This window comes from Shewanella sp. MM_2022_3 (assembly GCF_022557375.1).
GTDB classification, from domain to species: Bacteria; Pseudomonadota; Gammaproteobacteria; order Enterobacterales; family Shewanellaceae; genus Shewanella; species Shewanella xiamenensis.
The window spans coordinates 110,066-131,513 of record NZ_JAKZGV010000003.1; the positions used below are offsets into that span (position 1 = coordinate 110,066).

At 45.1% G+C, this 21,448-nt stretch carries 18 protein-coding genes and 1 tRNA gene; 10 read left to right on the forward strand and 9 right to left on the reverse strand.

What is annotated here, in order from left to right:
• Positions 1 to 4 precede the first annotated feature (4 nt).
• Positions 5 to 202 (reverse strand): hypothetical protein, encoded by a 198-nt coding sequence (locus MMG82_RS02920; protein ID WP_037415478.1) that lies wholly within the window; start codon positions 200 to 202, stop codon positions 5 to 7.
• A 531-nt stretch (positions 203 to 733) separates the two neighbouring features.
• Between MMG82_RS02920 and nhaD the strand changes: the two genes are divergently transcribed.
• Entirely contained in the window at positions 734 to 1,981 is a 1,248-nt protein-coding gene (nhaD, locus tag MMG82_RS02925) for a sodium:proton antiporter NhaD (protein WP_037427613.1), read from the forward strand.
• Between the two features lie 55 nt (positions 1,982 to 2,036).
• Here nhaD and MMG82_RS02930 read toward each other — a convergent pair whose 3' ends face one another.
• Both MMG82_RS02930 and MMG82_RS02935 read right to left on the reverse strand, forming a co-directional pair.
• Entirely contained in the window at positions 2,037 to 3,149 is a 1,113-nt protein-coding gene (locus tag MMG82_RS02930) for a general secretion pathway protein GspB (RefSeq protein WP_069454475.1), read from the reverse strand.
• On the reverse strand, positions 3,149 to 4,816 hold the full coding sequence (locus MMG82_RS02935; protein WP_047537776.1) for an AAA family ATPase: 1,668 nt from the start codon (positions 4,814 to 4,816) through the stop codon (positions 3,149 to 3,151). The genes MMG82_RS02930 and MMG82_RS02935 overlap by 1 nt, the downstream gene beginning before the upstream one ends.
• Before the next feature lie 174 nt (positions 4,817 to 4,990).
• On the opposite strand from MMG82_RS02935, the gene MMG82_RS02940 reads away from it, so the two are divergent.
• Positions 4,991 to 6,241 carry a multifunctional CCA addition/repair protein gene (locus MMG82_RS02940; protein ID WP_047537779.1) on the forward strand — a complete coding sequence of 417 codons (1,251 nt, stop codon included), beginning with the start codon at positions 4,991 to 4,993 and terminating at the stop codon, positions 6,239 to 6,241.
• A 235-nt stretch (positions 6,242 to 6,476) separates the two neighbouring features.
• On the forward strand, positions 6,477 to 6,743 hold the full coding sequence (locus MMG82_RS02945; protein WP_007650000.1) for an Lpp/OprI family alanine-zipper lipoprotein: 267 nt from the start codon (positions 6,477 to 6,479) through the stop codon (positions 6,741 to 6,743).
• A gap of 610 nt (positions 6,744 to 7,353) precedes the next feature.
• Here the strand turns inward: MMG82_RS02945 and MMG82_RS02950 are convergent.
• From MMG82_RS02950 to folB, 4 genes are all read right to left on the reverse strand, one after another.
• Complete coding sequence (locus tag MMG82_RS02950; protein WP_037415466.1) at positions 7,354 to 8,193, reverse strand: putative RNA methyltransferase; 840 nt, start codon at positions 8,191 to 8,193, stop codon at positions 7,354 to 7,356.
• 84 nt (positions 8,194 to 8,277) lie between these two features.
• Positions 8,278 to 9,078 carry an undecaprenyl-diphosphate phosphatase gene (locus MMG82_RS02955; RefSeq protein WP_037415463.1) on the reverse strand — a complete coding sequence of 267 codons (801 nt, stop codon included), beginning with the start codon at positions 9,076 to 9,078 and terminating at the stop codon, positions 8,278 to 8,280.
• An 18-nt stretch (positions 9,079 to 9,096) separates the two neighbouring features.
• Positions 9,097 to 9,600 (reverse strand): 2-amino-4-hydroxy-6-hydroxymethyldihydropteridine diphosphokinase, encoded by a 504-nt coding sequence (gene folK, locus MMG82_RS02960; protein WP_037415460.1) that lies wholly within the window; start codon positions 9,598 to 9,600, stop codon positions 9,097 to 9,099.
• A gap of 48 nt (positions 9,601 to 9,648) precedes the next feature.
• Positions 9,649 to 9,999 (reverse strand): dihydroneopterin aldolase, encoded by a 351-nt coding sequence (gene folB / locus MMG82_RS02965; protein ID WP_047537782.1) that lies wholly within the window; start codon positions 9,997 to 9,999, stop codon positions 9,649 to 9,651.
• Between the two features lie 261 nt (positions 10,000 to 10,260).
• On the opposite strand from folB, the gene plsY reads away from it, so the two are divergent.
• The gene (plsY, locus tag MMG82_RS02970; RefSeq protein WP_037415454.1) at positions 10,261 to 10,872 is read left to right on the forward strand and encodes a glycerol-3-phosphate 1-O-acyltransferase PlsY; all 612 of its coding nucleotides are present in this window, start codon (positions 10,261 to 10,263) and stop codon (positions 10,870 to 10,872) included.
• A 76-nt stretch (positions 10,873 to 10,948) separates the two neighbouring features.
• On the opposite strand, the gene tsaD is transcribed toward plsY, so the two are convergent.
• Complete coding sequence (gene tsaD, locus MMG82_RS02975) at positions 10,949 to 11,965, reverse strand: tRNA (adenosine(37)-N6)-threonylcarbamoyltransferase complex transferase subunit TsaD (RefSeq protein ID WP_047537785.1); 1,017 nt, start codon at positions 11,963 to 11,965, stop codon at positions 10,949 to 10,951.
• 213 nt (positions 11,966 to 12,178) lie between these two features.
• Between tsaD and rpsU the strand changes: the two genes are divergently transcribed.
• The 5 genes from rpsU (at position 12,179) to MMG82_RS03000 (ending at position 17,020) form a co-directional block, all read left to right on the forward strand.
• Positions 12,179 to 12,394, forward strand: a complete 216-nt coding sequence (rpsU, locus tag MMG82_RS02980) for a 30S ribosomal protein S21 (protein ID WP_006080725.1) — start codon at positions 12,179 to 12,181, stop codon at positions 12,392 to 12,394.
• A 6-nt stretch (positions 12,395 to 12,400) separates the two neighbouring features.
• Positions 12,401 to 12,844, forward strand: a complete 444-nt coding sequence (locus MMG82_RS02985) for a GatB/YqeY domain-containing protein (protein WP_037415447.1) — start codon at positions 12,401 to 12,403, stop codon at positions 12,842 to 12,844.
• 83 nt (positions 12,845 to 12,927) lie between these two features.
• Positions 12,928 to 14,652 (forward strand): DNA primase, encoded by a 1,725-nt coding sequence (dnaG, locus tag MMG82_RS02990; protein ID WP_172591188.1) that lies wholly within the window; start codon positions 12,928 to 12,930, stop codon positions 14,650 to 14,652.
• A gap of 135 nt (positions 14,653 to 14,787) precedes the next feature.
• Positions 14,788 to 16,638 carry an RNA polymerase sigma factor RpoD gene (gene rpoD, locus MMG82_RS02995; protein ID WP_086024099.1) on the forward strand — a complete coding sequence of 617 codons (1,851 nt, stop codon included), beginning with the start codon at positions 14,788 to 14,790 and terminating at the stop codon, positions 16,636 to 16,638.
• A gap of 305 nt (positions 16,639 to 16,943) precedes the next feature.
• Positions 16,944 to 17,020, forward strand: a tRNA-Ile gene (locus tag MMG82_RS03000).
• Positions 17,021 to 17,259: 239 nt separating this feature from the next.
• Here MMG82_RS03000 and MMG82_RS03005 read toward each other — a convergent pair.
• Positions 17,260 to 19,380: a methyl-accepting chemotaxis protein gene (locus MMG82_RS03005; protein WP_037415438.1), complete on the reverse strand. Its 2,121-nt coding sequence runs from the start codon at positions 19,378 to 19,380 to the stop codon at positions 17,260 to 17,262.
• 415 nt (positions 19,381 to 19,795) lie between these two features.
• Between MMG82_RS03005 and MMG82_RS03010 the strand changes: the two genes are divergently transcribed.
• Complete coding sequence (locus MMG82_RS03010) at positions 19,796 to 21,346, forward strand: peptide MFS transporter (RefSeq protein ID WP_037415432.1); 1,551 nt, start codon at positions 19,796 to 19,798, stop codon at positions 21,344 to 21,346.
• Positions 21,347 to 21,448 lie beyond the last annotated feature (102 nt).

Here is a 21,448-nt window from a genome sequence, read left to right on the forward strand (position 1 = left end):
CCAATCAATAGCTATCGGACTTTTTTGAACCTAAGGCCGACTTAAAGATAATCGCTGCGACTAAGGCTTGTAGAGTTAACGTGATGTGATCAATCACTAAGCTAGGATTGTGGAATATACCCAAAGCAAGTAATTGTTTACCACTGTAGATCAGCCAAACCAAAGAGCCTAAGAGTAAGAGACTCCGGAGTACAAAGTTCATTTTGCATCATCCTCAAAATACAACATCCAGTGTCCTAACGATAAAAGAGGCACAAGATACCGCTCACTTTCTGTTCGGTCAATATTTCGACGTGGCCATATCTGTGACTCACTCAGCACATTCCGTACAATTGTCGGTAATAAACTCAAATCCAGCATCTAATTTGAACCATTGAATTTTCAATCAGAATTTTCTCTCTAAAGAAAAATTAATTGCAGGATCGATAAAATAACGGCTTAGACTTTAATCGTAGATCTTACTTTACACTCAATAACCAACCCAAAATAAACAACATAAAAAACCAACAAAAACCACAAGACAGTATTTAAAACTAAAAACACCCCCAAACAACTGAGATACACATCACAAAGCAACGCAAAACTGAGTTACAGCTAACAGTTGCGTTATTCGCGCCATTATGTTCTGATCCGCACGCGTTAACACGGCAAACTTAATTAAGCCTTGATAATGCCACTCAATAGCTCGCCTTTGGCCTGCCACGACATTAAAACAGCAGTTGGAATTGCAGTTATGCTATATACCTTTCTGATCATACTGGCACTGCTTGCATTGCTCAGTATTATTTTTGAAGAAGTAACCCACCTTAATAAAGCAAAAACCACCTTATTCTTTGGCTGTATTTCATGGGTAGCACTATTCATGGCTGCTGGAGATCCTAGCCATGAGAAGTTAGTTGCTCATCAACTCAATGAAAACTTGCTTGAAATTGCCACCTTGTGGCTATTTTTAATGTCGACAATGACCTTTGTGGCCTATCTTAACGCCAAAGGTATGATTCAAATCATGGTGCAGAAGCTCTTTCCACAAAAGGTTTCTGTTCGGTTATTGATGATACAAGTCGCATTATTCTCGCTAATTCTGTCCGCCTTTTGTGATAACGTCACCGCTACATTGGTTTCTTTGGGCTTATTAACCACCTTCAAACTCGATAAACAGATGCGTCGCAGAATGGCGGTGTTGATTATTTTCGCAGTGAACTCAGGTGGTGTAGCATTGATCACTGGTGACGTCACCACGCTGATGATCTTCCTCGCGGGTCACGTACATATCTCCGAACTGTTAATGCTATTCATCCCATCAGCCGTGAGTGTCGTTTTACTGGCAACGCTCTTTTCGCTAAAAGCTGAAGGTATCGTCTCAACAACCCCAATTAAACATAGTTATCAAACGGTTGATCTACTGATTGCCCTCGTGTTCTTCTGCACGATTTTAATGACCATGTTACTCAACATTTTGTTTGGCATCCCTCCAGTACTGACCTTCTTAACCGGTCTGTCCATCATGTTCCTGATTGGTCATACAACGCGCAGCGATAAAGAAGAAATCAAGATCCTTGAATATATCCGCCAAGTTGAATATGACACTTTGTTATTCTTCTTAGGGATTTTATTGCTAGTTGGCATGCTTAAAGAAATCGGCACCTTAGATATGCTGACCGAGGCCTATGCCCTATTTAATCCAAATATCTCAAACTTTGTCACAGGCATGGGTTCAGCTCTTATCGATAACGTGCCACTCACTGCTGCCCTATTAAAAGCAGAGCCAGTACTCAACACTCCAGAATGGTTAGGCTTAACCTATAGCGTGGGTGTCGGTGGTTCATTATTAGTGATTGGTTCAGCCGCGGGTATCGTCGCCATGAGCAAAGTAAAAGAGCTCACTTTTGTAAGCTACTTGAAATATGTACCTGCACTATTCCTATGCTACTGTGTTGGCTATGGCTTAACTTTATTCCTCGCATATAACTTCTTTGCTTAATTTAAAACGATAAACAAAAGGCGCCAACAGGCGCCTTTTGTCTTAAGAGAATGCCTTACATCGCCGGAACCCTAAACTGTGTTCCTTGAATGTCTAAAACGACATCCCGCGGACGAATGGCAATGATCTTTAACTTACCACCAATCATATCGCCTTCCTGTAACTCGGCACCGTCAACGTTTAACCAACGCTGACTCGCATCCGTCGAATAAACATGGGCAACAATATTAAATTCCGGTACTTGTAGTTGTAATCCCGCAGGCAGTTGCCCGTATTTAGGAATATCGCCATTTTCCGTTTTAGGGATAGGATCAAGCTTAGGCTCTGTCACAGGTGTTTTAGCCGCTTTGACATATTCCACCTCTTTCAGTGCATCTTGGAAGGTCGCGACCAATTCATCATCTTGACGACTCTGCGCCGTATCCAAGCCAACATCCGTCGCCGCAGCATTAACTTGTTGACGCAGCGCCTCAAGTGTTGCTAACCCTTGACGATTAGCATTCGCCCCCAACATTATTGGTTCAGGATCGGCAAACTCTTGCGCCAGCTCCCCATTTTCGGCAGATGATGGCTGGGCGCGAGTTGTTTCATCTAAGGCCGCTGACGTCGCAAGATAGTCATCATAACTAGGATCAGCATTTGAGGAGGTATTTGTAGCGACAACCTGTGACGAATCTACGCTCGGATAAGCTTGGGCGCTTAAAGGCACATCATTTAATACCTGCTCCCTGGGCAAAGCGACTTTCCCAGCTAATCGAAATCCTGCGGCGTTCCCCTGAGTAACAGTATCTTCCTGTGTGGCAACCGTAGTGGCTGCACTTACTGGGTCATTTAAGGATGCGGTCCGGTTAGCCTGACTCGTTGAGACAGAGCTATCAGAACCTGTATTTGAAGCATGCTGAGTTATCACTGTGCCCGTTTGAAGATCACTTCTACTATCATCATTAGCCTTCAAGGGCATCATTGAATTGACCTGTTGCCAATGCGCAACGCCCCATGCCACACCGATACCAAGAGTAATCGCAACGGCAAGCAGCGACAATTTTGCAGCAGGGAAAGAAGCCTTGCGTGGCGCAGGATAACTTGCCCTCGGCGTTAGTACCGCATCGGGTAAAGGTGAAGCTTGCTGTTGTTTATTACGGGTTACCGCGTCGAGTAAAATGGACATTAACTCTGGGCTCCATTATCGGTTAGGCGCGGCCCTTGATCACTTAAGTACAAATTCAGTCTCACTAACGTTTGATTGCCTGCAATACCGTCAGCCTTCAATCCATGTTGGCTTTGAAAGGCTTTAAGATCATTCTCCAACTTAAGATCAAATTGGCTGACTCGGCGTGAAGGTCGTTTAGCCACATGGGCAAGCGCATTCTCCAGCCACTGTAATTGCCCAGGGCTCGATTTTTGGCTAATTTCCAGCATAGGTAAATTGGGGGCCTGCCAGAGAATTTCAAAGGTGCCGCTAAAGTGTTGATTGAACCAAGCTCTATCAACCCAAAGCTGCTGCTCGCCCAATTGCATCAATAGCTGATCACCATCAACTGCAATGACAGCACCATAAAAATCTTGTTGATTATCATCCACTAAATATACAACGGCAGGATAATTTAGCCGCGTAATCGACATCCAATTTCCCTGCTGTTGATAACATGACAGCCCCTGCTCCCGTGCTGACTGACAGGCAGTGAGGCCTTTAAATGGGACTTTGCCCCACACATTAAAAAGACCTGCAAAGGCGGTATCAATACTTCGACTTTGTTTGATAGCCTCCTGTAATACCCGCAGACTTGGATCAGCCGCCACAACAGTATTTTGCACTTGAGTGAGTGCTGGTACAGTATTATTTACTGGCGTTTGGCTTTGCTGAACAGAATTGTCAGCTACAACTGTTTGTTTGGCGTGGGTCACAGGCTCGGTCGTCACATTGGCAACCGCGAGTTTATCCGTAAACAACCAATAGGATACTCCAAAAGCTAATACCAATGCGGCGGCGATAGCACTTGGCCACAGATACTTATGCTGCTGTGGTTCTTCCTCCCCTAATACTTCAGCAGCCGCTTGTCTCACCATATGGTGATCAATGGGCACCTTAGATTGAGCATACCCAGCCATAAGGGCTCGCTCGCACAATAAGTTGATGAGACGAGGAATACCACCACTGTATTTATGCAGTACCTTAATGGCTTTTCGCGTAAATAAAGGTTCAAAACGACCAGCAACCTGCAAACGATGCAATACGTAAAGGGCAATTTCATCTTCATTTAGCGGCAATAAATGATAACGAGCAGTGATCCGCTGGGCTAATTGCCGCAGTTCTTGTCGTTTGAGTAGCAGCTGCAGTTCAGGTTGGCCAATCAAAATGACTTGCAGCAGCTTTTTCGTATCGGTCTCGAGATTGGTGAGCAACCTTAATTGCTCTAATACTTCGGCACGCAGATGCTGCGCCTCATCGATGATGAGAACGGTATTGCGGCCTTTCTCATGATTGGCCAGTAAGAAACGACTCAGATGGTCAGTGAGCTGTTTAAGGGTTGGGTTTTCACCATAGCTAATCTTCAATTCATCACAGAGTGTAGCGAGTAATTCCAACTCCGTCAGCGAAGGATTTAAGATAAACGCCGTATCGGTATGATCGGGTAATTGCCCAAGCAAACAACGAGATACTGTTGTCTTCCCTGTGCCGACCTCTCCCGTTAGTAACACAAAGCCACCCGTCTCACCCAACCCATAGGTTAAATGGGCTAAGGCTTCTCTGTGTCTGTCACTCAAGAATAAATAATGTGGATTGGGTGCAATCGAAAAAGGGTTATCACTGAGTCCATAAAAGGCCTTGTACATACCACCAATCATCCTAAGCTAAAAATAACGCCCCACGTTAAAACGTCCAAAGGATATTGTCAAAGCATCAGCAACATGGATGTGACATTCTAATAAATATCTACACTCTAGTTCGCCTTGCAATGGCATCATCATGATAAGCTATGCCTATGGCACACTCGCTAGAATAATCCTGTGAAAATTTACTTAGTTGGCGGCGCTGTACGAGACAGCCTGCTAAACCTTCCAATAAAAGATAAAGATTATATGGTTGTCGGCGCTACTCCTGAGCAAATGCAGCAATTGGGCTATCGCCAAGTAGGTAAAGACTTCCCGGTCTTTTTACACCCTAAAACCCAGCAAGAATATGCGTTAGCGCGTACGGAGCGTAAAGTGGGTTTGGGTTATGGTGGTTTTAGCTGTTATGCCAGTCCCGATGTTACCCTAGAGCAAGATTTGCTAAGACGCGATCTCACCATTAACGCGATTGCCCAAGATGAAGAAGGCAATTTGTATGATCCCTATAATGGTGTCGCGGACATACAGGCACGGCAACTGCGGCATGTGTCAACAGCCTTTGCAGAAGATCCTTTAAGGGTGTTACGAGTGGCACGCTTTGCCGCACGTTTTCATAGTTTAGGTTTCAAGATTGCCAAAGAAACCATGTCCTTGATGCAGCATATGAGCCAAACCGAGGAGTTAACGGCGCTTACGCCTGAGCGCGTTTGGCAAGAAGTCGATAAAAGTCTCGGCGGCCCCAATACAGAGATTTTTTTCCAAGTGCTGCGTCAATGTGGTGCATTGAAAATCCTATTCCCCGAAATTGATGCACTTTTTGGCATCCCACAACCGGAAAAGTGGCACCCTGAGATAGATACAGGTCTGCACACTCTGATGGTGTTAACACAGGCAACATTACTGACTCAAGACAAAGCGGTACGCTTTGCAGCCTTAGTGCACGATCTGGGTAAGGCATTAAGCCCCAAAGAACACTGGCCTAAACACCATGGCCATGGACAAAAAGGATTACCCGTCATTAAAAAACTGTGTGAACGGTTACGAGTCCCTAACGAGTATCGCGACCTCGCTCTATTGGTTAGTGATCAGCACCAAAACGTGCACCAAGCATTTGAATTAAGAGCCGAGACAATTGTTAAAGTCTTCGATAAAGCCGATTTTTGGCGTAAACCAGAACGACTAAATCAACTCTTATTGGCTTGTATCGCCGATATGCGAGGACGCACAGGCTTCGAGCATCAAGCCTACCCGCAAAGTGACTACCTTAATGCGTGTTTTTTAGCCGCTAATAATGTGGATATAAAAGCCATCATCGCAGCAGGATTTCAGGGAGGACAGATAAAACAAGCGCTCAATTTGAGGCGGATTGATAACGTCGAGCAAGTAAAACTCAACTGGCCACACCAACAAGCCAAACTGACGCCATAAAATTGTAATTTTTTTGTAAACACATAAACACTTTCTAGTAAATGGGACACCATTTTTCGATGAGCAATGACGATATAACCGGGAAAAAACGCTTTTAAAAAAAAATTTATATGTCTATAGTGGTTAAACGCATTAATATTCGTAGCAAATTAAAATAGCTATGTCATAATTAGGCAGTTTCGATTACCAAGTGACGAAACATTCAAATCCAACCTATTTTAAGGGATTTTTTACAATGAACAAAAAAGTACTGATGATTGCTGGTTTAGCAATGACTGCCCTACTAGGTGGTTGTGCAAACACTACTGCTCTGGAAGAAAGCGTTGCAACTCTGGGCAACAAAGTTGATCAATTGTCAGCTGATGTTGGCTCTCTGAAATCAGAGCAAAGCAAACTGTCTGCAGACGTTAAAGATGCTAAAGCAGCAGCTATGGACGCACAAGCAGAAGCTAAACGTGCTAACGACCGTCTAGACAACGTTGCTTCTCGTTACAAGAAGTAATGATAGGTAATTAACCTGTAATTCATCAGGTTAAGATCAAAGGCTTGAGAGAGATGAAAGCGAATAGCACATCGATCCAAGCCTTTTTTTATGGTTGATTGTTAGCTTTCACAAGCTAATTCCGCAATAAGCCAAGTTGTGTTACTCAGCCGAAATTTAGCTAATGCTTATTAGCTTCACAAACCAAACTCTCAGCTTGACATCAAGATAAACTCTTATCGAAAGAAAACGACTTTCCAGTATTAATCATTCTTAAACTGGTATATCCATCGTAAAATCGATTTTTCACTTTTCATAATCCTCTCCCCTGTTCTCACTAAAAACATTATTTTTATTAAATCTCTTAACGGGTATTTTAATGAAAGTACAACAGCGCAAACTCAAGCAATTTGCGAGACAAAAGCAGTTAAGAGGTTATATCTGTAATGAACGACGGCTGAATAAATAAAAACTTCAAGGCATGCAGTCCTAGATTAACATGAAAGCAACATAAAAGCTCGATTATTATCATGCACTTGCATTATTCACTCTACAGAAGCATCAAGTAATAGAATACCTAAGCTTATGAATAGGTTAAAAAACATCCAATACGATTATTTATTTTAGCGAGTTAAGATCTGATTAAAGACTTTTGCGCTAAGACTAAAATAAAGTCAATTTCTAGATTATTGAATACTTGAGTCCGAATAAGGTGTTTGACTTTATCCGATGCACGCCACGCATAAGGTGTCATATCAAGCAATACCAAAACTTGTTCACCTGTTATCGATAAACTAAATTGCACTCGCTGCTGCTCTTTTACGATTAACCCAGTAGGTAAATTTATTTGGACTGATTTTTCAATGAGTTCTGGATAAATGAGCGTCTTGAGTTGCCATAAATGCCGAGCACCTGGGATCACCTGCAACATAAGCCCTTGCTCTTTAAGCACGCGGACACATTCTTTTCCCTTCAACGGTTTATCGACAACAGTAATAAAATCGAAGCAATTATCTGCAAAGGGTAACGCTTTGGATGTACTGAGATAGAGCGATGCTGGCGTTTGCGCTTTAGCTGCAGCAAAAATAGTATTTTCTGCATCCGAAACGCCACTGTAGTGGACGTTCATCCCATTTGTCAGCCTTGACAGCAACGAAGATAACGCACGTAAATAAAAGCCCTCAGCACACTCGTAGTCCAACAAACAATCATCAGCCTGTAAATGCGCAGCAATCATCTCACCCATTTTGTCGATTAAAGGCGTAAAAATCCCCGACTCGAGTAAGAACCGTTTAGCTCTGACCTGTTGACGACTATCCCCCGTCGGCTTTTGACGAGCAGGCTTGGTGAACACCCAATATCCAGCTTCATTCTTATCAAAATGGTGCTTATTCGCACAATAAAAACCTTGGGACGCCTGATGTTGCATCAGTGGCAAACTACAGGTAGGACATTGATATTGAAGGCTCATAAACAACTCCAAATACGAAAATTCATGCCTAAAAACACAAAAATCGGGTACTTGACCCGATTTTTTGGCAAAAGAGCGAGTGCATTATAAGAAGATAAATCCACACAACACAGCACCAAGGGCAAGACGATAAATAACGAAAGGCGTCATACCCATGCGGCTAATGATTTTCAAGAAATAATGTATACACAGATAAGCCGCAGCGAAAGAAATCACAGTGCCTAGTGTAAGCGCTTGATAGTCAATGGGAAGCGGGCTTTCAGCCAAATCTTTACCCACTAAAATAGCCGCGCCTAAGCTGACAGGTACAGACATCAAAAACGAGAAACGCGCAGCAGCATCGCGGCTAAGACCTAACATCAGCGCGGCGGTCATCGTCGCACCTGAGCGAGATGTCCCCGGGATTAACGCCAGCGCCTGAGCAAAACCAATTAATAATGCCTTGCGCCACCCCGTTTGATAAACCGTCAAATCACGGCGTGACATCTTATCCGCCCACCAAAGCAGCAAACCAAAGACCACTGTTGTCACTGCAATAACGCCGGCATTGCGTAAATGGGTTTCGATAAAGTCTTTGGCCATAAAACCAAAAAATACAGCAGGTAAAGTAGCAAGAATAATCCACCATGCCAGTTTGCTATCGTCAGAATGCTGACCTTTAACCATGCTGGCAATCCACGCCTTAAACATAGCCCAAAGTTCATGCCTAAAATAAATCACTACGGCAAACAATGAACCTGTATTCACGGCAACATCGAAGGATAACCCTTGATCTTCCCAGCCTAAAAGCTGTGCAGGTAGGATAAGGTGCGCCGAACTTGAAATGGGGAGGAACTCTGTTAATCCTTGAATTAACGCTAAAATAATTACCTGAAACGTATCCATGACAATCCTATCAATCAATTAAAAAGTCAGTCCAAAAGGCCATTCAAAGGCCACCGGCCACAGCTTTTGTGACGTTTTATCATATTCATCCCACATTGCGGCATAGGTTTTTAGCTGCAATGGGTGAATCAAATTGGGGGCGATTTCCGCTAAAGGCCAAAGCACAAAAGCATTACTGACAATTTCGGCGCGGGGCAGTACCACTGGGGTCTGACAAACGACATCATCGTAAAGCAATAGGTCAATATCTAAGGTTCTTGGACTAAACTTTTTGGCCCCCACCAACCGGCCGTGATTTTGCTCGATTTGCTTAAACTGCGCAACTACCTCAGCAATATTCAGACTCGTTTGTGCACAGACCACCATGTTTAAAAAGTTGGTACCATTAAATCCAACCGCTTCACTCTCGTACATTGAGGAGAGTTGCAGCGGGCCAAAGTATTCCCGTAAGGACAGCAAGCCCGCCTTAAGGTAGCGAGTGGGTTCTATATTACTACCTAAACTAATGTATATACGTGCCATACGAATGTCCGAACCGTCCAAACCGAAAACCCGAATCTAAAGATTCAATTAACGTGAGCGCTCAATCTCAACCCCAACAGAAGCGGCTGAAGGGACAGCACCTGGCTTCATCACCACCACTTTTACCCAACTCACCTTAAACTCGGTCAGCAAACACTGGGCAACCCGCTCGGCAACCGTCTCAATCAACTCAATGGGCTTTTCGGTAATGAGCTGAGTCAGGCGATTCGATACCGTCTCATAGCAGAGCGCGTATTGATAATCGTCTGTTACCGCTGCGGCCTTATTATCCCAAGCTATATCCAGATCTAAAAATAAGCTTTGGTGAATTTTCTTTTCCCATTCATAGACGCCAATCACAGTATCAATACGTAATTGTCGAATAAGCACTTTATCCATATTAATTCCTACTCACTCATGCCAATGAGGTCTGATAAGCTAAACGCCATAGAGTCTGTATAATCCACCGTTCAATTGAACGACTAATTTACTTTCTACTCGGGCCAATCCGAAGTAGGATAACGCCCAAAAGGATTTGTTCGTTCAGAAACTATCGCAACCTGATAAGTTGCGTAATCGCCATCGCTTATGACTGAATGCTTGCCAAGTGGCCGTTAAATTGTGGCGCGATAATACCTTAAGACGTGTAAGGAAACCAATGTGAGTCAATTAACACTGACACTTTTGATGATTGTGGCCGCCTATTTAGCCGGTTCTGTCTCAAGTGCTGTGCTAGTGTGTAGGATAAGAGGCCTTCCCGACCCAAGAACGCAGGGTTCGGGCAACCCCGGAGCAACCAATGTGCTGCGCATTGGCGGCGCAAGTTCGGCTGCCATGGTGTTATTTTTCGACATGCTGAAGGGTGCTCTGCCAACGTATCTTGCCTATTTAATGGGAATTGACGCTATTTCCCTCGGCCTTATCGCAATCGCCGCCTGTCTTGGCCATATCTATCCGATCTTTTTTGGTTTTAAAGGTGGCAAAGGCGTTGCAACAGCCTTTGGAGCCATGGCGCCAATTGGTGATGACTTGGCCATTTGTTTGATGGCATCTTGGGTCGTCTTAGTCTTGATTAGCCGCTACTCTTCCCTTGCTGCCATTATTACCGCATTGCTCGCCCCACTTTATACTTGGTGGCTTGACGATAGGTTCACCATTCCAGTTGCGATGCTCTCGACCCTGATAATCATTCGCCATAAAGAGAACATTCAGCGACTTCTCAAAGGGGAAGAATCTAAGGTATCACGTAAAAAGCGTCCTCCTCCGCCCTAAGCCATTTGAGCATTATCATACATAAATAAAAACAGTGCTTAATGCACTGTTTTTATTTAGATTAACTCGCAGAATATCAAGTAACAGGCGGCAAGGTATCGAGCGGCCATCGCGGTTGACCTTTTACTGCTAAGTCTTCCTGCTGCCCTGCCTTCAAACGCTGTAATCCAGCAAAGGCGATCATGGCGCCATTATCAGTACAAAATTCACCACGAGGATAATAAACGCGACCACCAATAGAGGTCATCATCTCAGCCAAGGTTTCGCGTAAGCGGGTGTTGGCACTCACGCCACCGGCAATCACTAAACGGTTATAACCGGTCTGTTTTAAGGCGCGGCGACATTTAATCGCTAAGGTATCTACAACCGCTTCTTCAAAAGCTCGGGCGATGTTGGCGCGGGTTTGCTCATCATCAGGTTCAGCGGCAATGGTATTGGCGGTAAAGGTTTTAAGGCCGGAGAAACTAAAATCAAGCCCAGGCCTATCTGTCATTGGACGCGGGAACTGATAACCAGCAGGCTCGCCTTTGGCGGCAAGTTTGGCAAGCCGTGGCCCCCCAGGATAATCCAGCCCCATCAACTTGGCCGTTTTATCGAAGGCTTCACCGGCGGCGTCATCCACCGACTCACCTAAGACTTCATAAAGGCCGATACCATCGACTTTGACCAACATGGAATGACCGCCTGACACCAACAGTGCAACAAAAGGAAACTCCGGAGCATCTTCCTCAAGCATAGGTGCCAGTAAATGCCCTTCCATATGATGAACACCGATGGCGGGCTTGTTCCATGCAAAGGCTAGCGAGCGACCAACACAGGCGCCCACTAATAAAGCCCCAATTAATCCAGGGCCTTTGGTATAAGCGATACCGTCGATGTCGGCAATGTCGGTATTGGCGTTTTTCAACGCTTGGCGGATCAGCGGGACAATTTTGCGCACATGGTCGCGGGAGGCCAGTTCAGGCACCACGCCACCATAATCCGCATGCAACTTAACCTGACTATATAACGCATGGGAAAGTAACCCCAGCTTATCGTCATAAACGGCAATACCTGTCTCGTCACAGGATGTCTCAATACCTAGAACCCGCATGGTGCCTCAAATCAAAACGTTTAAAGGGCGCTAATTCTACCTGTATGATGACAATTACTCCAGCCGACAATCACGTTATTCACCCCCCAAACCAAGCTGAAATGATTAGGGCTTTACAAGCCTAGTGGTCTCGGTATAAAATTCCGCACCATTTTAAATACACTTGGTTCAAGTCATTGAACCAGACAACCTACACCTAAGGGGTGATGGCGTATGCCAATTATTAAAGTACGTGAAAACGAACCATTCGACGTAGCTCTGCGTCGTTTCAAGCGCTCTTGTGAAAAAGCTGGTATTTTAGCCGACGTGCGTGCTCGTGAATTCTACGAGAAGCCAACTACTGCTCGTAAGCGCGCAAAAGCAGCTGCAGTTAAACGTTTAGCTAAAAAGCTTTCTCGCGAAAACGCACGTCGCGTACGTTTATACTAATCTCTTATGAGCCTAATTGATCAGCTAAAAGACCATATGAAACAGGCCATGATCGCCAAAGAGAAGGCGAGATTGAGCACTATTCGTATGGCACTTGCAGCCATCAAACAGATTGAAGTGGATACCCGCGAAACTCTGAATGATGAGCAGGTTATAGCTGTCTTAACCAAAATGGTGAAACAACGTCGCGATTCGATTGCTCAATATGAAGCAGCGGGTCGTAGCGAGTTGGCCGCTGCAGAAGCAGAAGAGATTCAAGTTATTGAAGCTTTCCTGCCCACTCCCCTCTCTGAGGCGGAAATTGCCGCGTTCATCGATGCTGCTATTGCTGAAATAGGCGCATCCTCCATGGCGGATATGGGCAAAGTAATGGGAGCATTAAAACCTAAAGTTCAAGGACGTGCAGACATGGGCGCTATCGGCGCTATGATCCGTGCAAAATTGCAATAATTAGCGTTTCAATGTATGAACAAGCCGTGCCTATGCGCGGCTTGTTTGTTTAAATTCGCGCAAGGCGAGATTTTAAGCACTCAATGGCAATACCTCGTGATTTTATCAATGAGCTAATCGCTCGCACCGACATCGTCGAACTTATCGACCGCAAGGTGCCCTTGAAAAAGGCGGGTAAAAACTACTCGGCCTGTTGTCCTTTTCATAGTGAAAAATCACCTTCGTTTACCGTTAGCCGCGATAAACAGTTTTATCATTGCTTTGGCTGCGGCGCCCACGGCAACGCCATCGATTTTGTGATGGAGTACGACAGACTCGATTTTATCGATGCTATTGAAGATCTTGCCGGACAACTGGGCTTAGAAGTCCCAAGGGAACAAGGCACGGGTAAACGCCAAGACGATGGCCTAAGCCGTGATCTCTACCAATTAATGGAAGAAGCCAGTCGCTTTTTTCAAACCCAGTTAAGACAACACCAAGACAAACAAAAAGTCATCGACTACCTCGCCTATCGCGGATTATCCGATGATATTGTTGAGCATTTTGGGATTGGTTTTGCACCCGACGGTTGGGATGGCTTATTAAGCCGCTACCGACATAGTCAAGATGCACAGGATAAACTCCTGACCGCTGGCATGCTGATCAGCAATGACAGCGGTAAAAGATACGATAGATTCCGTGACCGCCTGATGTTTCCCATTCGCGACCGCCGTGGTCGTGTGGTTGGATTTGGTGGCAGAGTATTGGGAGATGGCACACCCAAGTACTTGAATTCGCCAGAAACGCCCATATTTCATAAGGGCAATGAGCTCTACGGCCTATACGAGCTAAAGCAACGTCATCGTGATCCAGACAAAGTACTGATTGTCGAAGGCTATATGGACGTCGTTGCCCTAGCCCAATATGGTGTCGATTATGCGGTTGCATCGCTTGGCACCTCGACGACAGCTGAACAATTTCAATTGTTGCTGCGTAGTGCTAAAGAAGTCATTTGCTGCTACGACGGCGATAGAGCCGGTAATGAGGCCGCCTGGCGCGCCTTAGAAACTGCCTTGCCCCTGTTAAAACCCGGGGATAAAGTACGTTTTATGTTTTTATCGCAATCTGAAGATCCAGATTCAATGGTTCGCAAGATTGGTAAAGACGCATTCGAGCAACTGATGGACAGTGCTATCAGCCTGCCCGAATTTTTGTTTGATACATTAACGACGAAATACGGTACCGATAAAGGTAATTTAGCCAAACAAGCCTTTGGCCTAATTGAAAAAATTCAAGACACTGTGCTGCAAAACCTCCTACTTGAGAGCTTAGCTCACAAGTTAGGTATGAACAGCTCAGACGATATGAAGAAAAAACTGGGTTTTAGTGTCAAACAAACTAAGCCCACAGCATCAACGGGACTCAAAGGACGCGGTACACCATTGCGACTTGCCATCGCCTTGTTAGTACAGCATCCCGAGCTGGGACTGGGGTTATCTCCGCAACCAGCATTAAACCATCTGCAAATGCCAGGCATCGACTTGCTGCCATTGCTGTTGGAATTAACTCGAGAGCATAGGTTAAACAGCGCACAACTACTTGAGCAATTCAGAGACAGCCCCCACAGCGGGACGCTGCATAAATTAGCCCAATGGGACCATCAAGTGGCGGAAGAAAACCTGCTCGGAGAGTTTAAAAAAGCCCTGATTTGGCTGAACAATCAATATATTGAACAACGATATCAGGAATTGAGTCTAAAACAGACCCATACTAAAGAAGAATGGATACAGCTGCAGAAGCTGATCTTAGTCATGAAAGGACTAAACTGAGGCAAAAATGTCCTCATTCTGTATCCCAGTGACTAGCACAGGTAAGTGCACATGGCTATAATTGACGATTTGCGCGGCACTTAGCACGAGCTAACTGTCCGTCGTTGTAACAGTTTCCCAACTTGGATGATATCTATGGATCATACTCCGCAGTCGCAACTCAAGCTGTTGCTTGCCAAAGGTAAAGAGCAAGGTTACTTAACCTATGCAGAAGTGAACGATCACTTACCTGCAGACATGGTCGATTCTGACCAGATCGAAGATATTATCCAGATGATAAATGACATGGGTATTCGGGTATTCGAAGAGGCTCCCGATGCCGATGACATGATGATGTCGGAAGACAACACAGACGAAGATGCAGCAGAAGAAGCAGCCGCCGCCCTTGCCACGGTAGAAAGTGAGCTTGGCCGCACCACGGATCCTGTGCGTATGTACATGCGCGAAATGGGTACTGTTGAACTGCTGACCCGTGAAGGCGAAATCGTTATCGCTAAACGCATCGAAGAAGGCATTAACACAGTTCAAAGCTCAGTAGCCGAATACCCACAAGCGATCGCCATGATCCTTGAGCAATACGACCAGTATGAAGCCGATGAACTGCGCCTGTCTGATATTATCTCTGGATTTGTTAACCCTGACGAAGAAGACTTAGGCCCAACCGCTACTCACATCGGTTCTGAATTATCAGAAGAAGATCTTGAAGATGAAGATGATGAGGAAGACGAGGAAGACGAAGACGGTGATGCCGACGGCGATGATGATGGTAATAAAGGTCCCGATCCTGAAGAGGCTCGTGAACGCTTTAGCCAGTTAAGAACCGCCTACGAAAACGCGCTCAAAATCATCGAAGCCAAAGGCCGTGAACATCCAGAATCGATCAAAGCACTGTTTGAGATCGGTGAGATTTTTAAAGAGTTCCGCCTGGTACCTAAGCAATTTGACCGCTTAGTGAAAAGTATGCGTTCGATGATGGACCGTGTTCGCGTGCAAGAGCGTCTCCTGATGAAGCTTTGCGTCGAACAAGCCAAAATGCCAAAGAAAAACTTTGTTAAGTTCTTCACTGGTAACGAAACCAATCTCGATTGGTTTAATGCAGAAAAAACCTCAAACAAACCTTATGCCGAAGGCTTAAGAATGGTTGAGGATGACGTGCAGCGCTGCCGTAGCAAACTGGCCGCCATAGAAGAAGAAACAGGCTTAGTTATTGCCGCGATTAAAGATATTAACCGCCGCATGTCAATCGGTGAGGCTAAAGCTCGTCGTGCGAAGAAAGAAATGGTTGAGGCAAACTTACGTCTGGTAATTTCTATCGCTAAGAAATACACCAACCGCGGTCTGCAATTCTTGGACTTAATCCAAGAAGGTAACATCGGTCTGATGAAGGCTGTTGATAAATTTGAATATCGCCGTGGTTACAAGTTCTCGACCTATGCGACTTGGTGGATCCGTCAGGCAATCACCCGCTCAATCGCGGACCAAGCCCGTACGATCCGTATTCCAGTACACATGATCGAAACTATCAACAAGCTGAACCGTATCTCTCGCCAAATGCTACAGGAAATGGGCCGCGAACCCTCACCTGAAGAATTGGCAGAGCGAATGATGATGCCGGAAGACAAAATCCGTAAGGTACTGAAAATCGCTAAAGAACCGATCTCCATGGAAACCCCAATCGGTGACGATGAAGATTCGCATTTAGGCGATTTTATCGAGGATACCACCCTCGAATTACCTCTGGACAGCGCCACCAGCGAAAGCTTGAAGAGCGCTACCCATGAGGTATTAGCAGGCCTAACAGCCCGTGAAGCCAAAGTACTGCGCATGCGTTTTGGTATCGACATGAACACCGACCACACGCTAGAAGAAGTGGGCAAACAATTTGACGTAACCCGTGAACGTATCCGTCAAATTGAAGCAAAAGCGCTGCGTAAACTGCGTCACCCTTCACGCTCAGAAATCTTAAAGTCCTTCTTAGACGAATAGATAGACGAATAGATAAGTGTCAAATATTAAGCCTAAGCCCCGCACTGCGGGGCTTTTTTTCGCCATCATTCAGTTAACGAGTAACAAACCAGCACAATATACAGCTCAACCCCCTTTCAAAATCAGAGAGTTAAATTACCTTGCACCATGAATCGCACGGCAAAAAACCTTTGCAGAAACAACTGTTGATTAACAGATAACCAATTGAATCAATTCGGTGAATTTCATCGAAAAACACGGGTGACAAGCGCAAACAAGCTTAGTATACTGCCACTCGCTTTAGGTGATGACGATTGCCTTTAGTAGGCCCCTTAGCTCAGTTGGTTAGAGCACACGACTCATAATCGTTAGGTCCACGGTTCAAGTCCGTGAGGGGCCACCACCAAATTCAACAAAAAAGCTCATTTAATAATGGGCTTTTTTGTTTCTGCAATCTGTCGATACTGACTCATACCAACGCGACTCATTCCTGATAACTAACTCAAACGCGATTTCGATTTGTCCCTTTAGGTAATGGCCCAATTAAAGCAAAAACAAAGGCGCTAACTGATAACCACGTTAGCGCCTTGATAAGGTTAGAAAACCTGTCAGACCTTAAATAGCAGGAGGCTGACCATCTGGTTAGGTTTTTAACTTACCTAATTGCTGATGTTGTTGTTTCACCAGCTCGGCGAGAACGACGCTGCTTTGCTGTGCTTCGCCTGCAAGACGAGCGAGTTCAGAGGCTGAGTCGGATATGCCAGTAATATTTCGATTAACCTCTTCAGTAACGGCACTTTGCTCCTCTGCCGCCGCAGCAATATGGGTCACTTGCGCTGAAATCTCCTCAATCTGGCTAACCATAGAATTAAGGGAGGTAAGTGCTTGCTCCGTTTGCGAAACGGCCATTTGTGCACGCTCAGCACCTTTATCAATAATCCCCGATGCACTAAGAACCTCTTTTTGGAGCGCATCAATCAGCACGCTAATATCGTCAGTGGAGCTTTGGGTTTTGGAGGCAAGTGCCCTTACTTCATCGGCAACCACCGCAAAACCCCGTCCTTGCTCACCTGCGCGAGCAGCCTCAATAGCCGCATTTAAAGCGAGTAAGTTTGTTTGCGCGGCAATGGAGCTAATCACTTCGAGGATACGGCTAATATTAGTGCTACTTTCAGCCACTTTACTGACGGCGACTTTAGCCTGCATAGACTCTTGCGACATAGTAGTCACATAATCCATCGCTTTAGTCAGACTCTCTTCACTGAGACGCACATTGCGTGACATAGCCTCCGTTTCGGCAGCGGTTTGTTCAGAAGCTTTGGCAACCTCAAGGGCTGTAGCACTCATTTCATTAACCGCAGTCACAACACTCTCAATCTCACCATATTGACGATGTACGCTATCGCGGGTTAATTCTGCAATTTTTGCAGAGGATAAACTTTCCTCCTGTGTCCGCCCTGCCAACGCTTTAAGCTCGGAGATTAAATCCTTAAGTTTATTGATAAAGGAATTAAATCCTTTACCCAGAGCGATAAGTTCTGCGTGTGAATCGACTTCAATCGATTGAGTTAAATCGCCATCGGCACTGGCTAAATTTTCAACGCGTCCCTGAATGACTTTGAGCGGTGCAATCACGCTGCGGATCACTATGCTGATGGTAACAACCGCTAAAATGGAAACCGCTAGGCCAACAATCAATAAGATGCTGCCAAGTGATGTTGCCATTTCGTCCATTTTTTCATTTAGTTGAATCGAACTCTTGAGTGCCATTGATTTAGGGACTTGAATCGCAAGTGACCACTCTGCGTTGGCAAGGGGAATATTAATCGGATAGGCAACGATAATTTCATCGTCATTTGCCATGTAACCGCCATTTTTATGCAATCCAACAATTTGTGTTGCCAATTTGGGGTCAATAGACTCGGCTAACGGACGCGCCTTTTTACTGTAGTGGCTTGCGGCAACCACTAAACCACGGGTACTGAGCAAAGTCACTTTAGCTTGGCCGTCATAAAGGCTTTTAGACAGTTTATCAATTAACACTTGGAATACTGGTAGGTTGAGATCCACCCCAACCACACCAATAAATTGTTTATGCTTAAGTACAGGAACCGTTAACGACGTCATTAACGCTGTATTGCCAGGGGTGATTTCGTAGAGATAAGGTTCCATTAAACAAGGCTTTAAGGTCTCCTTTGCACATAAAAACCATTCAGCATCTCGTATACCAAATTCGTTGAGAGTTGTTTTATATTTTTCCGATGAATCATCAACTTGGTTATGTTCAACTGTGCCATCATCATTGCGAGTGTAATACACCTCCAATGCTCCAGATGAAGCAACACTATGGCTGACATTAACATTTAAAAATTCACTGTCGAGTCCATCATACCCATTAGCTTCGAACTGGGCATACATTGACGAGATTTGCGTATTTTTCTTTAACACAGCAGCCACAGCGAGTTCTAAACGATCACGCTTGAGTGGCAATTCTTCTGACGTGCTTTCAAGTATGCCTGAAAAGGAATAAGGGATCCGGTAAGCTTCGTTGATAAAACCTGCGACCATTTCGCCATATTCGCCCGCTCGCGCTTCAAGCTTATCGTGGGTCTCCTTTTGCAATGTTTCTTGAACCTGATAGGAAAGTTCAGCATTTTGATCCGAGAGGGTCCACCATAGACTGATGGAGAGAATAGCCACTATTGAGAGAAATAAGGCGGAAGTGATCCACAACAACTTAGTACTGATGGACAAATGCTTCATCGAGTAAACTCCAAATATAAGGTCAAGAGCCTAATTATTTTGATCTAGTTCATTTTTATTTTTGCTGACTAATTTAAAAAATAGCACTCTGCGTCGGGATTACCAGTCTTTAAGATAGTGAATTGTTAACTATAAGTAAAACTTTTCACCGACAGATTTAGGGCCAATTGCGACCTTTATCCCAATAGGTGGCAATTTGATATTTATCCCAAATCGATGAACGCAAATATGACCAAACTCACAAACCACAAAGATTAGCGAGCCACACTTTTTTACAAAAATTAATTCCAGATTAAAAACACCCATTTCATTTGTAACAAAGTCTATTCTTTGGCGTTGTGGCATTGGTTTGCGCAGGCTATCGCCTTATACTCTTGGCCTTAAACACAAAACAACAATAACGGAAGCAAGCTTTATGACTCTTGGTACCAATCAGGTAAGCAAGACACATTCGTTTATGACTGTGTCACTTATCGAATTATGGGAACGTTTTGGTTATTACGGCATGCAAGCGCTGATCGTGTACTTTATGGTGCAGCGTCTTGGCTTTGATGACTCCCGTGCAAACTTAGTTTGGAGTGCCTGTGCGGCGCTGATTTACGTGTCGCCAGCCATAGGTGGTTGGGTTGGGGATAAAATTCTCGGCACCAAACGCACTATGTTGCTCGGTGCGGGGATTTTATCTGTCGGCTATGCCCTGATGACAGTGCCGACCGAAAACACTTGGTTTATGTTCTCCGCTCTTGGGGTGATTGTGGTCGGTAACGGCCTATTTAAACCCAATGCCGGTAACTTAGTCCGTAAGATTTACGAAGGTGATGACTCTAAGATCGACAGCGCCTTTACCATCTACTACATGGCGGTAAACGTAGGTTCGACTTTCTCTATGCTGTTAACGCCTTGGATTAAGGACTATGTTAACGCGCAATATGGTAACGAATTTGGCTGGCATGCCGCTTTTGCCGTGTGCTGTGTGGGCCTAATCGTCGGCTTAGGTAACTATGCCCTGATGTATAAGAGCCTCGCCAACTATGGTTCAGAGCCTGATACTCGCCCCGTCAACAAAAAGAATCTTGCGATCGTATTGATATTAGCGGCACTTTCCGTTGTTGCTTCGGCCATCATTCTTGAATATGAAGATGTTGCCCGAGTATTCGTGTATGCCGCGGGTGTGGCAGTATTAGGGATTTTCTTCCACTTAATTCGTACCAGTGAGCCAAGTGAGCGTGCAGGCCTTATCGCAGCGCTTATCCTCACAGTGCAAACCGTCTTCTTCTTTATCTTCTATCAACAAATGTCGACTTCGCTGGCCCTGTTTGCGCTGCGTAACGTCGATTGGGATTTCCAAGTCTTTGGTACCCATTTATGGACTTGGTCTCCTGCACAATTCCAAGCACTAAACCCAATCTGGATCATGGTGTTAAGCCCAGTTTTAGCTTGGAGTTATTCTTGGGCAGGTCGTAATAATAAAGACTTTTCGATTGCCGCTAAGTTTGCCTTAGGTTTTGCGGTTGTCGCGATTGGCTTCTTTATCTATGGATTTGCAGGTCAATTTGCCGTTGAGGGTAAAACCTCTTCTTGGGTAATGATCTGGGGTTATGCCTCTTACTCACTCGGCGAACTGCTGGTGAGTGGTCTTGGTTTAGCCATGATCGCCCGCTACGTACCGGCTCGCATGGGCGGCTTTATGATGGGCGCGTATTTCGTGGCATCGGGGATTTCCCAGTACTTGGGCGGCGTTGTGGCTAACTTTGCCAGCGTGCCACAGGACTTAGTCGACCCACTGCAAACTCTGCCAGTTTATACCAATCTATTCAATAAATTAGGTATTGCAGCCGTGGTTTGTACTTTTATCGCCTTAGCCGTATTACCACTGATGCGCCGTTTGACCGAAAGTCATCACGCCCATAACAGTATTGAAGATAACGCGGCGGCCTCACTACGTGATGTGAAAGCCGAGCAATAATCCTTCACTCGCATAAGTCATATGTGAGCGATAAAAACTGCCGATAAGCCCCGCTTGCGGCAGTTTTTTTATACCTTTAGGTTACTGCTCATCACCAAACAA

Bases quoted from the DNA above. Each gene is read 5' to 3' on its own strand.
- MMG82_RS02935 (WP_047537776.1), bottom strand. From the start codon at position 4,816: ATGTACAAGGCCTTTTATGGACTCAGTGATAACCCTTTTTCGATTGCA.
- rpoD (WP_086024099.1), top strand. From the start codon at position 14,788: ATGGATCATACTCCGCAGTCGCAACTCAAGCTGTTGCTTGCCAAAGGT.
- dnaG (WP_172591188.1), top strand. From the start codon at position 12,928: ATGGCAATACCTCGTGATTTTATCAATGAGCTAATCGCTCGCACCGAC.
- tsaD (WP_047537785.1), bottom strand. From the start codon at position 11,965: ATGCGGGTTCTAGGTATTGAGACATCCTGTGACGAGACAGGTATTGCC.
- MMG82_RS02945 (WP_007650000.1), top strand. From the start codon at position 6,477: ATGAACAAAAAAGTACTGATGATTGCTGGTTTAGCAATGACTGCCCTA.
- MMG82_RS02950 (WP_037415466.1), bottom strand. From the start codon at position 8,193: ATGAGCCTTCAATATCAATGTCCTACCTGTAGTTTGCCACTGATGCAA.
- MMG82_RS02930 (WP_069454475.1), bottom strand. From the start codon at position 3,149: ATGTCCATTTTACTCGACGCGGTAACCCGTAATAAACAACAGCAAGCT.
- MMG82_RS03010 (WP_037415432.1), top strand. From the start codon at position 19,796: ATGACTCTTGGTACCAATCAGGTAAGCAAGACACATTCGTTTATGACT.
- folB (WP_047537782.1), bottom strand. From the start codon at position 9,999: ATGGATAAAGTGCTTATTCGACAATTACGTATTGATACTGTGATTGGC.
- nhaD (WP_037427613.1), top strand. From the start codon at position 734: ATGCTATATACCTTTCTGATCATACTGGCACTGCTTGCATTGCTCAGT.
- folK (WP_037415460.1), bottom strand. From the start codon at position 9,600: ATGGCACGTATATACATTAGTTTAGGTAGTAATATAGAACCCACTCGC.
- MMG82_RS02985 (WP_037415447.1), top strand. From the start codon at position 12,401: ATGAGCCTAATTGATCAGCTAAAAGACCATATGAAACAGGCCATGATC.
- MMG82_RS02955 (WP_037415463.1), bottom strand. From the start codon at position 9,078: ATGGATACGTTTCAGGTAATTATTTTAGCGTTAATTCAAGGATTAACA.
- MMG82_RS03005 (WP_037415438.1), bottom strand. From the start codon at position 19,380: ATGAAGCATTTGTCCATCAGTACTAAGTTGTTGTGGATCACTTCCGCC.
- rpsU (WP_006080725.1), top strand. From the start codon at position 12,179: ATGCCAATTATTAAAGTACGTGAAAACGAACCATTCGACGTAGCTCTG.
- MMG82_RS02920 (WP_037415478.1), bottom strand. From the start codon at position 202: ATGAACTTTGTACTCCGGAGTCTCTTACTCTTAGGCTCTTTGGTTTGG.